Origin of the sequence: Methanococcoides sp. AM1, from assembly GCF_900774055.1 — an archaeon.
Classification (GTDB): Archaea; Halobacteriota; Methanosarcinia; order Methanosarcinales; family Methanosarcinaceae; genus Methanococcoides.
Genome location: NZ_CAAGSW010000005.1, coordinates 62,839 through 76,302, shown reverse-complemented (window position 1 = coordinate 76,302; position 13,464 = coordinate 62,839). Strand labels below are relative to the sequence as shown.

Here is a 13,464-nt window from a genome sequence, read left to right as displayed (position 1 = left end):
GACTCAATTATTTGTATGGCAATTCCGTGGAAGTTTTCCTTGACACCCTTCAACAGGAGGCGGAAATTAATGTCAGGGAAATTGTGAAGTATAAACCGTATGCCAGTAAGAACACGAAGAGCTTCCCGAGGTATATTGAAGCACCTGCCTACAGATTTACCTCAAAGATACTCAGCGATTTACAGGTCATGAAAAGGAAATTGAAGTACCTGCAGTCACTCGATGATAATGTTCTGTTTTGTCTGGGATCTGAAAACGAAGCTCTCTATGGAAACATTGCTTCCCTGCCAGTAACGCGAAATAAACCTTCTTCGATGGATATGGTAATCACAGTGAATGGAAAATTCTCGGTGGGAGGAGGTGAAGTTTACGAAGCTGAAGTCTGCACGGATGTGGGCTCAGTGACAGATGTGTCAGATTCCAATGCTTCTGCGGGAATGGCTGCTTCATTTTCTGCACAGAATGCCGGAATAAAGTTTGCTCTTACACAAGCAGATTATCGGTTGCCTGCAGGTACTTATGATATCTTTGCCAGGATAAGAGACAGCAATCAGGTAGCAAGTGACATCGAGCTGGAAGTGTACAATGAGACTGACAGTACTAGTCTTGTATCCAGCAAGAAGACGGTAACCAGTTCCTATGATCTGTACACTGCTTCCTTCACTGTTGATTCTGGTGATGCAGATGATACAATCCGCTTCGGTGTCTTCAAGGACACTGTCACTACCAATACAATCTATGTAGACTTCCTGGGATTTGCGAGGACAGCGTGAGTTACGAAAAGAAGATCCTCGACCTAGTAGAATACTATCGCTACATGCACCAACACTGGGGTCTGCGAAAGATGATCTCTCTCACAGATTCCCGATATCCTCACTTTTTAGCACTTGGGTGGTAGTCTGATTCGTGCCAGGAAGTTGTTGTCTGCAGAGTCGGCAACTGGCGTCTTCGCCTTATGCATGAAATTGGCCATGAGATCGGGATGCAGCACACTATGAAGAAAGGCTTTTTGATGCATCCTTGGGGATTTTGGAGAGGAAAGAGGTTGTTGTAACGATATGACGATATTTAAATTACTTTCACCGGACTTATTATATCTTTATATAATAAGCGTAAAGAATAATTAGTATAAAGATGAGTGAAACACATGATTAACCATAAACAAAGAGCACTTCTATATGTAATTGATCAATTAAACGATAGCGGTAATGCCACAAAGTTTATGGTTGTAAAGAATCTTTTTTTGCTTTCAATTGAAGAACATGTAGATCGATTAATTAAATTTTATCACTTCTTTCCTTATCACTATGGTCCATTTTCAAATGCCTGTTATGCAGATATAACCAAACTTCAAACTGAAGGTCTGATTATCGAAACATCCAAGCATTTAGAATTAACTGATGAGGGGAAAGCATTCGCAAAAAAAACAGATCGTAAAGCAGTATTTAGAATTAAAAGGATTGCTAAAAGGTTCAGTTCTGATAAGCAAATTAGAGAATATGTTTATGAAAACTATCCTGAATATACTGTAAAGAGTAAACTTATTAGTTGTAAAGAGCAAAACCTTGTTCCGGGTTTATTCACAATTGGTTATGAGGGTAGAGACATAGATCAGTTTTTGAATTATTTAATTCAAAACAATATCAACATCCTTATTGATGTCAGGAAAAATCCATTTAGTATGAAGTTTAGCTTTACAAAAATGAAATTAAGTAAGTATCTTGAAAAAGTTGGCATACAATACATCCATATTCCAGATTTAGGCATTGAAAGTGAAAATAGAAAGAATTTAGATTCGATGGCGGACTACCAAAATTTATTTAATGAATATGCTACTACAACACTTAAAAGAAATCTAAATCATCTTGAAGATATATATGAGTTAAGTCAAAACAATAGAATTGCTTTGATGTGTTTTGAAGCTGATATTAATATGTGTCATAGAGGTGTAATTGCGAAATCTATTGCAAGTACTAAAGGAATAGAGGTTGTTAATATTTGAATTCAAATGTTACTGAACAGGTCTTAGTTTTAGTAAGGGCAACACCTGAAAAGAGTGTTAAATATGGATATACTGTATGTGTTGCTGGCATTAATCAAGACAATGAATTGCGTCGCTTATATCCGTTTAAGTTTAACTATGGGGATGGATTAGTCAATTTCAAAAAAAAGGATATTATTGAGGCTAATATAACTAAAGCTGACAATGATAAGAGAAGAGAAAGTCGAAAAGCGTTGAGTCATACAAATTTATGTACTCCTCTTAATGATGATGGTGTATTAGAACGAATAACTCCACTGATATCCTCAATCGAAGAATTAACATCTGAAGATGCAAGTTTAGGCATTATACGTCCCGAATTAGAAGATATTGAAATTATAATTAATAGTACTGAAATATCTGATAAACAAGCGTATTTCACTCTAGCTGGTGAATACTTGACTGAAGGCAGGGATAAAGTAAAAATGCCCATTGAAGCCAGATACATTTTCAGATGTCAAGGTGAACCAAATTGTAAGGGCCATAAAATAAAAATACTCGATTGGGAATTGAACGAGCTTGCAAGGAATATCATGGTGACGGATAAGGACCCTTCATCGATTGAGGAAAAAATCAGAAAGAAATGGTTTGATTTCATGTTAGAAAGGGATCTTTATTTCATATTAGGAACTCATTTTAGATTTAAAACCTGGATGATTATTGGTATCTTTTATCCTCCAAAAAAAGATACTTCCCAAAAAAACCTCTTTGATTTTTAACAAGGATTTAGTTTCAGCCTTGGCATGTTTGAGGATGGATTCCAGATGAAACTGAAATCCTACTCCATACTGATTTGATTATCTGCTTTTTGACTTTCCGCTCTGCTATACTTCCAGCACCTCGGGCCTAATTCAGACAGTTATTTGGTACCGTTGGCAACAGCACCCTTTGGTGGTACATCAAAAAAGACTGCTGTAATATGGGAACAGAAGCGAGGTGGCTGTTGTCGTTTTTCTGGATCGTTAGTCTCGATTTAAAAAAAGGAAGTGGGGTTATAAGGGAGGCTTCTCGAATTCCCCACAAAAATTATCTTTTTCTACCTCAGCTTTTCCGCTGACAGGTGGATATCTGTGACAGTACCCCGATTGATAACCAGTGTCTATTCTCGATTCGTAGTAACGGCAGTTTACGCAATTTCCAATGTTCTTTGTTGATTCATTCATGTTTGATCGAATACAACATAGTAAATTCTCATACTTATACTTTTTTTTACGTATGTTTTATTTCAATACGTAACGTTTACAAACAAATCATCCACACTTCCCAGTACGGTGAGATGAATATAAGAATAAATTCCATGTGGGAACAGGAGCCACGCATGTGAGTTAACCCGTTTTTCTGGATAGTTTGCCAACCACGGACCACAATATATTGACAAAGAATCCTTTAGCTCCCCTCCCATATTCTATATTAGTTTTAGAGTAAATACGGCTATTGCTCCAAGGTCTAAATCATAGAAAGAGATTACATTAACGATGGGCATGGGAGTCATTTATTCAAGAATACTACCGTTTAGCAGCATTCTTGTCCCCACAAGTCTTCCCCAAACTCGCCTCGTTTCTGCAGCTCCCACACCCATATAATATATTGTTTTCAAAGTTAAAATGTGTTACGATGTGGGAGCAGAAGCGGGGTGGGTATTGTTTTCTTGGGAATGGGTGTCAAGCCATAGCTATGCTTACTTGACAAAAACTCGTTCGCTCCTCCTCCCATATAATAGAAGGGTTCGAGAGTAAATACGGCTATTGGTTCAAGATCTCATAATCAAAAAAGAGGTTTTTGTGAGGCGGGAGTCACTTGGGGAAGTGCAAATGGATACTGAAAGGACTTCAGGGTAACCGGGGGTAAAGAGCCCCTTCGAAGTCCTACAAGCTTCCTCCCACCCATATAATATATTAATTCCTAACTTAATGCTGTTTATGGTCATGATTAACAGCTTTTTACTCATATTATTAGGACTAATTATAACACGACGTTGGCTGTGTTGACACCGGAAACCGAAACGATGAATTCCTTTGAGCTTTCCATGGTCTCATCCCGGTAGAATTCATCATCGTCATAGCGGTAGTATCCTTCACAGGCATCTTCATCCTTCTTTTCCCTATCCTTGCTGTCTTTCGTCCTTTCAAAATCGCTTCTGATGAAGAGTCTTGCAAGTACTGCTGCAATGGATGATGATATTCCCGGTAGCCAGGCCACTATAGAGCCGGCTGCACTGCCGGTGATCACTCCTCTGATGATCCTTTTAGCAGGCAGCTCGATCCTTGAATATCTCTGGGGTGGGATGTGTGAGCCTGACAACAGACTGATGAGCAACTGGGATGCACCGAAAAGTCCGCTGAGAAGCGGGAGGAGTATTGATGGGGAGCCGAAATCGATCAGGGGATGCATTGAAGCTTCCATCCTGAAAGCGAACAGACCGAGAATTCCGGTCAGAACGAAGAGGATGAGTGCGTAGGCTTTGTACTTGTACTTTACAAGGGAACCCTGGTTGATGATGTATTCACCTTTTTCGCTCAGTATCAGGCTTATGGAGATCAGCAGGAGGAGTAATCCGAGATAATTCTGGAGTGTCGGGTATATCTTGCTGAAAGCAAATGCAAGGGGAACTGCAATTATTAGTGAGAATGCAACTGAACCTGCGCTTCCCAGCGCTGAGAGGCGTATGGCCTCCGAGCCGAAACCCTCGAGCAGCAGCCTGTGTCCGGGAAGAACTGCCAGCGCCATGTCGTCATTTGGTGCTCCAAGATATACTGCGGGGATTATGTCATGAAATGTATGGGACAGGGAGTTTGCCAGGATGGCTATGGCTATATAGGTTGGCGGGATGCCGCTGTCCATGAGCATGGGGGAGAGTGCTACCAGCATCAGGGCAAAGTTGTTCGTGTGTATTCCCGGTACAAGTCCTGAGAATATACCGAGGGCATATCCGATGAGAACTGACAGTAGCAACATTGGAATGGTAATGTCAGAGGGCATTTGAGTTCCTTCTAAGTATCGTTTTTCAGAATCGGTGCAATTTCTTGTATCCGTCTGGTCGAAGGTTTTTGCTCTTAGTCGGTGTGTTTCGATATAAGAATTTCTTGTTTTTATTAGGCTTGAAATATTTTAGTTAAGCAGTCCTTTAGGATTCTTTTGTTCACCCTCGCCTCTATTATACAACAAATATTTATGCAATTGACTATATTTAGAAATTGTAAAACATATATCGTCAAATTCGGTAATTAATATGCTTAATAACAGTCCGAAATTCAGGGAAGTGCAGAAGTTCAGGCAATTCTGGATAACCTCGCTGGTACTTATTCCCGCAGTTATGTCACTCTATGGAGCTTACCAGCAACTGGTTTTAGGTCAGCCTTTCGGCGATAACCCTGCTTCGGATACCACCATGACAATTCTTACGATAATCTTTGGTTTCCTGTTCCCATTATTCATCTTTTCTATGAAACTGGTGATTGAGGTGCGTAGTGACGGAGTTTATGTTCGTTTCTTCCCATTCCATCTCTCATTCAAAAAATTCAGCTACACTGACATTGGCAGCTATAAAGCAGTGCATTACAGTGCACTTCGGGATTACGGTGGCTGGGGCATACGTTATGGAAGAAATGGTAAGGCTTACAACATAAGTGGGAATGATGGCATCATGCTGGAATTCAGGAACGGAAAGCATCTGCTCATCGGTTCACAAAAGGTCCACGAATTGCTCATGGCAATGGATCAAGGTGCCAGAACTGCCTGAAACGGCAGCCTGGCATAAAAAAAGTCTATTTTTTTTAATGAGGCTGGTCAGAACAGATCATCCACACAATCCTTATAATCACGGTATACACGTGTATCTGCGATATTCTGCGGACCGGTGGCAAAAACGTCGAGCATTGAGCGATAATACCATTCCTGCTCACTCTTTGGTGCATTGAACTTGCTCCAGAAATCATCACCTTCATGCTTTATATCGTTGATGAGGTCCCTGATATTGGCAAGCTTGTCTGCACATGAAAGGAGTCTGATCTCGCTACTTGACCTGCTTATCCTTTTGATGGTGTACTGTTTCCTTTCTTTCCAGGTCTGTGCTTTGTCTCCTCCAACAGCTTGCCTGAGCTCTTCAGGTTCGGTAACCGCTTCCACATAATCGCCGACTACCGGTCCATATCTTTTTCTTATGGTCACAAGGTCAACGTCCGTATCCTCAACAATGTCATGGAGCAATCCTGCAAAAATAAGTTCCGGTGGTGCATTCTCTTTGATCAGTATGGATGCTACGTCCAATAGATGAGATACATATGGAACTCCTGATTTCCTTGTATCATTTCTGTGTTCATAGCTAACGAAAGAGAATACATCTGCAAGTTCCGCCAGGTCGCTTTCCTGCTTTTCTCCGTATTCTTCCTGGAGATCAAGTAACTGTATCCTGTAGTTTGATAGTCTCACATGTTCGTAGACGGTAATCTTCCCATCGATCTCTGTTAGTATCATCCTGTAATCATCGCTTTGCCAGATCTTCCTGGAAGGTTCATCAGACAGGAAATCCAGATACTTGAACAGTTCGGGAGTTTCTATAGGCTCGGCAGACTGTCCCGTATGGATCAGAATGCCATTTCCTTTTTTCTCAGTATTGTCACAGTGCTGGATTATAAGCTCGCGTATTTTCATGATAAGGACTCCATATTCTATGTATCTGTTTTTTGTTATACTGGATGGTATTCTATGGATAAAGGTTTCGTATAGATAAAGCCTGAGCTACTATTGACCAAACAGATCTCCCTGATAAGATCAGGAAATGTTATTCTTCACGATCCATGAAGTGATAACTATCCAGTTATCAAGAATGCTATCATACTCATTCAAAAGTTCATCTGCAGGGATCTCAAGACCCATTTCCATCACTTTCGGTAGTTCTCTCATGATCGCAAAAGCAGCTTTCCTGCCGGCATTTTCCGGAATGAGCCCCCACGATACTTCATCTATGATGTGGAGCACGGAAACAGTTGCAGCCACAAGTGCCGGATTTCGTGATATCTTACGAAGCTGCTCTATGAATCCGGGTTTCCTGTTCTCACCTTCCAGGGTTGATGCCACTTTCCAGTATCTTGCTTCATCGATCCCGAAACGGTCAAGTCTTACCAGCATATCACGCTGGGTGATCGGGTTTATGTCCGATTGGATCCCAACAGCTTTTGTAACGGCTTTAAGAACACATTTTCCAATAAGTTCACCTAGTCTGGAATGTTTTCCGGAATCTGTAAGCTTTAGCGGACTGTTAGGGTTTGCAACAACAGTTATCATATCAGTTCCTGTTCCTGTTGCTATTCCGCTTGAATAACGGCTGGGTGCCATAAGCTGCTGCAATGCTGCACTCTTTGCTTCGGTTGCGGTCATCAATGCCCTTGCCATTGAATATGCGGGCAGGTCTGCTCCTATTAAAAGAATGATGTTTATCGTACCGCCAACTGGTTCGAACCTTTCGTCTTCCTGATAGTACGATGAAGGATCTCCGGCACGGCCACCGTTTATTTCAACTCCTCCGGTTATAATTGCTGTGACCTCAAGACCCCTGAACGAATCAGAAACAACAACAGCATTCTCCATTCTTGCTGTTGTAAGCATCCCTGATACCTTGTCGGGTTCAAGTCCAAGCCCGCCTGCAACTATCCTTAAGTATTCGGGAACACTTCCGCCCTCAAGGTCGCCAGCACCGTGACTTCGGTGTGGTATCATATGATTGAAGACTGCTTCCAGCTCCTCACTGTATCCTCCGTTGAGCCACGAAGTTGTGAGTGTTCTTCTTCCTTTGGGAAGCTTTACTACCAAAGAATTGTCCTGCAGGTATGCAAGTTCTCCTGCAGAGGTTTCAAAAAGTATTTTGCGTTCCGTCTGACCACTACCTTTCGTGTAACAATTTCAGTAATTGCTTATCTCTGTTATATATTATTAGCAGTTTCCAAAAAAATATTAATTATTTCTGAATGTTCAGTCTCGCCTCAGTACTCATAGGGTTCATCATTGCTCAGAAAAGTTCATCATCACAGGCGAGATAACAGATCAGCATTTCATATCATTGCATATCTTCATGGCAGCATCAGCAGGAGAATCTGAGTTATAGATACTACGTCCTACGATCACCCAGTCAGCACCTGCATTGATGACATCGGCAGCACTGCCACCCTGTGCACCCACGCCAGGTGAGATTATATGCAGATCATGACCGATGATCTTGCGGATATCCCTTACCCTTTCAGGTCTTGTGGCTGGTGCGACAACACCTGTAGCTCCGGCATCTGCGGCCATCTGCGCAATGGTCTCTGCAACAGGGCGGAAGAACTCTACACCGCCGGGGTGGCTCATTTCAGTTACAACGTAGACGTCCCTGCCATATTCTTCTGCCACCTTTACACAGGAGTCCAGGCTGTCACGACCTGTAAATCCGTGTGTAATGACCGCATCAGCTCCGGCTTTGAATACCTGTTCGCAAATAAGGCGGTCAGTGTTGGGGATGTCAGCAACTTTAAAATCCGCAATAACAGGCGCAATCTCGGCTAATTCTTTAACGATGCCCAGCCCTTCTCCAAGTACAAGTGGATATCCTACCTTAATGGAATCCACATATTCAGATACTTCATTAGCAATACGCAGGGCATTTTCCCTGTCTGTAACGTCAAGGGCAAGAATCAAGCAATTTCTCTTTTCCATAGGCATCTCCTGTATCCTGGTTTTGGAACAAGTATAAGTTTATACTAACGGCTTCAATGTTCCCTTAGCTCATTAACCTTTCTTTTAAGTTCCTCGACCACAGCAGGGTTCTGGAGGGTTGTAATATCTCCTACCTCCGTATCATTAGTAATTGCTTTCAGGACACGCCTCATGATCTTACCACTTCTTGTCTTTGGAAGGTCATCTGTGAAGATTATCTGTTTTGGACGGGCTATAGCTCCTATCTCGTCCACAACATGTTCCTTTAATTCCTGCTTAAGTTCATCAGAGGCTTTTGCATCTGATTCAAGGATCACATAAGCTACGACTACCTCTCCCTTGATCTCATCTGTTTTTCCATCAACAGCAGCTTCTGCAACTGCCGGGTGGGATACGAGTGAACTTTCGATCTCCATTGTACCGAGCCTGTGTCCGGAAACCTTGATAACATCGTCCAGACGTCCGAGTACCCAGAAGTACCCGTCCTTGTCCCTGCGTGCACCATCGCCTGCAAGATATCGATCTGTACCCCACTTGCTCCAGTAAGTATCAAGGAATCTCTGTTCGTCCCCGTTGATCGTCCTGATCATACTCGGCCACGGTCTTTCAATAGCAAGGTATCCGCCTTCACCTTCAGGAACTTCATTTCCTTCCTCATCAAGGACAGAAGCCTTTATTCCGGGGAATGGTCTGGTCGCAGTGCCTGGTTTCATGGTTGTGAGTCCGGGTAGCGGACTTATCATGATCATGCCTGTTTCGGTCTGCCACCAGGTATCCACAATGGGACAGTTGGAGTTGCCGATGATCTCATAGTACCATAACCATGCCTTCGGGTTGATAGGTTCGCCGACACTTCCAAGCAGGCGCAGGGATGAGAGGTCATGTTTTGCGGGAATGTCATCTCCCCACTTCATGAAGGTCCGTATTGCAGTAGGTGCTGTGTAGAAGATAGTCACGCTGTATTTTTCCACGATATCCCAGAACCTGTCTTTGCCAGGATAGTCAGGTGCACCTTCGTGCATTACAATGGTCGCTCCGTTTGAGAGAGGGCCATACACAAGATATGAATGTCCTGTTATCCATCCAACATCGGCAGTACACCAGAAGATATCGTCGTCCTTCAGGTCGAATATCCACCGGGAGGTAACATTCGTGCCTACCATATAGCCGCCGGTAGTATGAACAACACCTTTTGGTTTGCCTGTTGTACCGCTTGTATACATAAGGAACAATATGTCTTCGGCATCCATATGTTCAGGTTCACATTCGGAATCAACATTTCGGATAAGTTCATCCCACCAGATATCCCTGTCCTCTTTCATGGCGATGGAGTTGGCAGCATGGTTGGTCACAACGACCTTTTCCACACATGTAGTATTCTCAAGTCCGATGTCGGCCTTTTCTTTCTGTTCCACCAGTTTACCTTTGTGGAAATAACCATCACATGTAATGACATACCGGCTATTCGCATCAGTCACACGTTGCGCAAGAGCTTCTGCGGAGAATCCTGCAAAAACAACGCTGTGGGGCGCACCTATTCTGGCGCATGCCAGCATGGATATAACTGCTTCGGGTATCATGGGCAGGTAGATCGTCACAACGTCGCCTTTCTTTACTCCCATTTCTTTTAATGCTGCAGCAAAACGAGCAGTTTCATCAAGTAATTCTTTATATGTGTAGGTCTCTGAATTCTCCATCTCTCCTTCCCATATAAGGGCTGTCTTGTCTCCGTGTTTTGAAATATGGCGGTCCAGACAGTTGTAGGATGCATTCAGTTTTGCACCGGTGAACCACTTTGCATGAGGCGGTTCCCAGTCAAGGACAGTATCCCATTCTTTGAACCAGTCGATGTTGTAGGCGAGTTCTTCCCAGAATCCTTCAAAATCCTCTTCCGCTTTTTCATATATCAGGGGGTCCTTAATGTTAGCCTGCCTGACAAACTCTTCCGGTGGATAGTACTTTTTCTGTTCCTTAAGTAAAGATTCGATTGTTTCTGTCATTTGTTAACAAGACCTGTGGATTATCTAAGACTGTTTAGTAATTATAACGATTAATTAGGTAATATATGTAGTGGTCAAAAATATTTTTTTGATGAATATATGGACTTTATGCACTTTCCAATATCCTGGCATGAATCATTTTTGTTCCAGTGCTCAAAAATAATGCTTTATTAAGGCATTTTGCATCTTTTCTACTTCATTCGACTTAATATTTTTATTTACTTATAACGTATTGGGTATTATTTTTAAAATATATGCTCAACATAAGTGTTACGAAAACAAAAATTATTAATACAATAATAGATTACTACCTAGTATGACGTTTACTGAAAAAAGTGTTAAGGATGAAATTGCCGGAAAATGGGACATATCCTCACAGACCTATGATTCACATCATGGTCACGCCATCAAAAGTGAGATGGAAGCGGAAGCATGGAAAAAGCTGTTCAAAAACAATTTTCCAAAAGGTAAGCTTGAGATCCTTGACGTTGGTTGTGGTACAGGTGAGTTGAGCATTCTCTTATCACAGATGGGTCATCACGTAACAGGCATTGACCTGTCTGAAAAGATGATGGAAAAGGGAAAATTAAAGGCACAATCCAAAGGGCTCGATATAACTTTTCTAAAAGGCGATGCGGAAAATCCTTCTTTTGAAGAAGGGTCATTTGATGTTGTTTTCAACAGACATCTTTTGTGGACACTTCCAAATCCCGAACGTGCTTTGAGTTCATGGCAAAGTATCCTGAAAGAAGGTGGGCACGCTGTGATAGTTGATGGTGTATGGGATGACAGGTCTCTTGATACAAGAACACGGAGATTCATAAGCAACGTTGCAACAATGTTGCTTGAACGCAAAAATCCCTGGGAGCATTATTATTCTGAACAGATCAAAGAACATCTTCCAAATGTGGGTGGGACTCCTTCTGAGAGAGCACATGGCTATCTTGATTCAGCGGGATTCGGGAAAATAACTTGTGTAAATCTTCGACACATTCGTGATATCCAGAAGAAATACATGCCTTTCAGGCAGCGGATTTGCTACAATTATGACTATTACCTAATTCACGGTAAAAAATGAAAAGGAGAATTCGAATGAAAAATAGATTTCTGTCGATACTGTTGATAATGTCACTGCTTGCAGTTCCTGTCTTTATGTCAGGGTGTATCAGCAGCAATGAACGATCTGTTGAGAGTGGTGAAAAAGCTATTGAAAATCCTTCAGTTGCGGGGCAAACGCTTGTACTGGGGGAAATGTGGGACATTGAAAATATCGATCCCGCATCCGCAGGTACTGTAATTTGTGAAAAAGCAGCTGTAACTGAAACCCTTGTGGGTGCAAATCCTGACTTCTCACTTAAACCGGTACTTGCGACCTCCTGGGAACAGGTGGATGATCTAACCTGGATCTTTGATCTCAGGAAAGGTGTAAAATTCCATGATGGATCTACAATGGCAGCTGAGGACGTGAAGTATTCCCTGGAAAGAACTATGGCTGAAAATCTCAGGGTAGAATCAATGCTGAATATTGATTCGATCAATGTTGTTGATGATTATACACTTGAGATAAAAACAAAAGAAATAAACCCCATCCTTGCAGGTATTCTTCATTATCCCGATACCTCGATCATTAGTGAAAGCTCGATAGATGAGAATGGCAATTTTGTCAAACCCGTGGGAACCGGCCCTTATTCCTTTGAATCTTTCAATGAGCAAACACGCGTACTTACAGTTGTAAGAAATGAATACTGGTGGGGCGGAGATGTCGGTCTTGAAAAGCTGGTGCTAAAAGGTATGCCTGATCCCAACACAAGGGCGATGGCTATCGAAAATGGGGAACTCGATTTTACAGTTGATGTGCCATACAGTGAAACAGACCGCATAGATGCCATAGAGGGGCTCAGTGTGGAAAAATATTCCACTCCCCGGGTTTACAAGATGGATGCCAACCTTGAAGATGAAGCTCTGGCTGATGTAAGGGTAAGGCAGGCAATATCGTATGCAATAAACAGAGAAGATATTGTAGAACACGTGCTTTACAATGTAGGTGCCCCGGCTGCCGGTCCTTTCTTACCTTCAATGAGCTGGGCTAACAAGGACCTGAAGCCATATGAACAGAACCTTGAGAAAGCAGATGAGCTGCTTACACAAGCCGGCTGGACAGATACAGACGGAGACGGTATTCGCGACAAGAACGGGCAGCCCCTTGAACTTGAGCTGCTAACCTATGCTGCAAGACCCGGACTTCCTCCTATGTCTGAAGCAATTGCTGCCCAGCTCAAGGAAGCAGGAATCTCTGTTTCATCCCAGGTACTTGAATGGGGTGCAATATCTGATAAAAGGGAAAATGGTGACTGGGACCTCGTCCTTGCAGCCTATAATATTGCAATGGTGCCTGATCCGGAATATGTCATGGGTAACTGGTACACGACCGATGGACCTGACAACGCTCCCGGATACTCAAATCCGGAAGTTGATGCACTGGTGGAAGAAGCAAAGACCATTAAAGACCGTGACCTGAGGTACCAGAAATTCAACGAAGTTGAAGAGATCGTGTATGAAGAGCAACCAAAGATCCTGATCGCTTACTACGGCTGTGCCATAGTTAAGAAAGATTCGGTGAAAGGCTATGTCTTCGACCCTACCGCACACGATTACAGTATCAATGCAGGGATGTATATTGAAGAATGAAAGTCCTCCGTCAGGAGAGGGTATAAGCCTTCTCCTTCCTTTTTATAT

At 42.5% G+C, this 13,464-nt stretch carries 11 protein-coding genes; 5 read left to right on the top strand and 6 right to left on the bottom strand.

The genetic code is table 11. From position 1 onward, the window contains the following. Positions 1–72 precede the first annotated feature (72 nt). Positions 73–144, bottom strand: a complete 72-nt coding sequence (locus E7X57_RS12980) for a hypothetical protein (protein WP_371413196.1) — start codon at positions 142–144, stop codon at positions 73–75. A 1,003-nt stretch (positions 145–1,147) separates the two neighbouring features. Here E7X57_RS12980 and E7X57_RS09550 point away from each other — a divergent pair. Both E7X57_RS09550 and E7X57_RS09545 read left to right on the top strand, forming a co-directional pair. Next, positions 1,148–2,002 (top strand): DUF488 family protein, encoded by an 855-nt coding sequence (locus E7X57_RS09550; protein WP_135612742.1) that lies wholly within the window; start codon positions 1,148–1,150, stop codon positions 2,000–2,002. Continuing rightward, positions 1,999–2,760, top strand: a complete 762-nt coding sequence (locus E7X57_RS09545) for a hypothetical protein (protein ID WP_135612741.1) — start codon at positions 1,999–2,001, stop codon at positions 2,758–2,760. Before E7X57_RS09550 ends, E7X57_RS09545 begins: the two co-directional genes overlap by 4 nt. A 1,243-nt stretch (positions 2,761–4,003) precedes the next feature. Here the strand turns inward: E7X57_RS09545 and E7X57_RS09540 are convergent. Next, positions 4,004–5,020: a tripartite tricarboxylate transporter permease gene (locus tag E7X57_RS09540; RefSeq protein ID WP_244603668.1), complete on the bottom strand. Its 1,017-nt coding sequence runs from the start codon at positions 5,018–5,020 to the stop codon at positions 4,004–4,006. Between the two features lie 250 nt (positions 5,021–5,270). Here E7X57_RS09540 and E7X57_RS09535 point away from each other — a divergent pair, with 250 nt between their 5' ends. Next, positions 5,271–5,780 (top strand): DUF6141 family protein, encoded by a 510-nt coding sequence (locus E7X57_RS09535; protein WP_135612740.1) that lies wholly within the window; start codon positions 5,271–5,273, stop codon positions 5,778–5,780. A gap of 47 nt (positions 5,781–5,827) precedes the next feature. On the opposite strand, the gene E7X57_RS09530 is transcribed toward E7X57_RS09535, so the two are convergent. The 4 genes from E7X57_RS09530 to acs form a co-directional block, all read right to left on the bottom strand. Beyond that, on the bottom strand, positions 5,828–6,691 hold the full coding sequence (locus E7X57_RS09530; RefSeq protein ID WP_135612739.1) for an HD domain-containing protein: 864 nt from the start codon (positions 6,689–6,691) through the stop codon (positions 5,828–5,830). 120 nt (positions 6,692–6,811) lie between these two features. After that, positions 6,812–7,849, bottom strand: coding sequence for an adenosylcobinamide amidohydrolase (locus E7X57_RS09525; protein WP_244603667.1), 1,038 nt, complete (start codon positions 7,847–7,849; stop codon positions 6,812–6,814). 231 nt (positions 7,850–8,080) lie between these two features. Continuing rightward, positions 8,081–8,728 carry an orotidine-5'-phosphate decarboxylase gene (gene pyrF, locus E7X57_RS09520; RefSeq protein WP_135612737.1) on the bottom strand — a complete coding sequence of 216 codons (648 nt, stop codon included), beginning with the start codon at positions 8,726–8,728 and terminating at the stop codon, positions 8,081–8,083. 53 nt (positions 8,729–8,781) lie between these two features. Further along, positions 8,782–10,728, bottom strand: coding sequence for an acetate--CoA ligase (acs, locus tag E7X57_RS09515; RefSeq protein WP_135612736.1), 1,947 nt, complete (start codon positions 10,726–10,728; stop codon positions 8,782–8,784). 316 nt (positions 10,729–11,044) lie between these two features. Between acs and E7X57_RS09510 the strand changes: the two genes are divergently transcribed. Continuing rightward, entirely contained in the window at positions 11,045–11,806 is a 762-nt protein-coding gene (locus E7X57_RS09510) for a class I SAM-dependent methyltransferase (protein ID WP_135612735.1), read from the top strand. Between the two features lie 14 nt (positions 11,807–11,820). After that, entirely contained in the window at positions 11,821–13,416 is a 1,596-nt protein-coding gene (locus tag E7X57_RS09505) for an ABC transporter substrate-binding protein (RefSeq protein WP_244603666.1), read from the top strand. The last annotated feature ends 48 nt before the right edge of the window (positions 13,417–13,464 follow it).

Bases quoted from the DNA above. Each gene is read 5' to 3' on its own strand.
- E7X57_RS09550 (WP_135612742.1), top strand. From the start codon at position 1,148: ATGATTAACCATAAACAAAGAGCACTTCTATATGTAATTGATCAATTA.
- E7X57_RS09540 (WP_244603668.1), bottom strand. From the start codon at position 5,020: ATGCCCTCTGACATTACCATTCCAATGTTGCTACTGTCAGTTCTCATC.
- E7X57_RS09535 (WP_135612740.1), top strand. From the start codon at position 5,271: ATGCTTAATAACAGTCCGAAATTCAGGGAAGTGCAGAAGTTCAGGCAA.
- E7X57_RS09530 (WP_135612739.1), bottom strand. From the start codon at position 6,691: ATGAAAATACGCGAGCTTATAATCCAGCACTGTGACAATACTGAGAAA.
- pyrF (WP_135612737.1), bottom strand. From the start codon at position 8,728: ATGGAAAAGAGAAATTGCTTGATTCTTGCCCTTGACGTTACAGACAGG.
- acs (WP_135612736.1), bottom strand. From the start codon at position 10,728: ATGACAGAAACAATCGAATCTTTACTTAAGGAACAGAAAAAGTACTAT.
- E7X57_RS09510 (WP_135612735.1), top strand. From the start codon at position 11,045: ATGACGTTTACTGAAAAAAGTGTTAAGGATGAAATTGCCGGAAAATGG.
- E7X57_RS09505 (WP_244603666.1), top strand. From the start codon at position 11,821: ATGAAAAATAGATTTCTGTCGATACTGTTGATAATGTCACTGCTTGCA.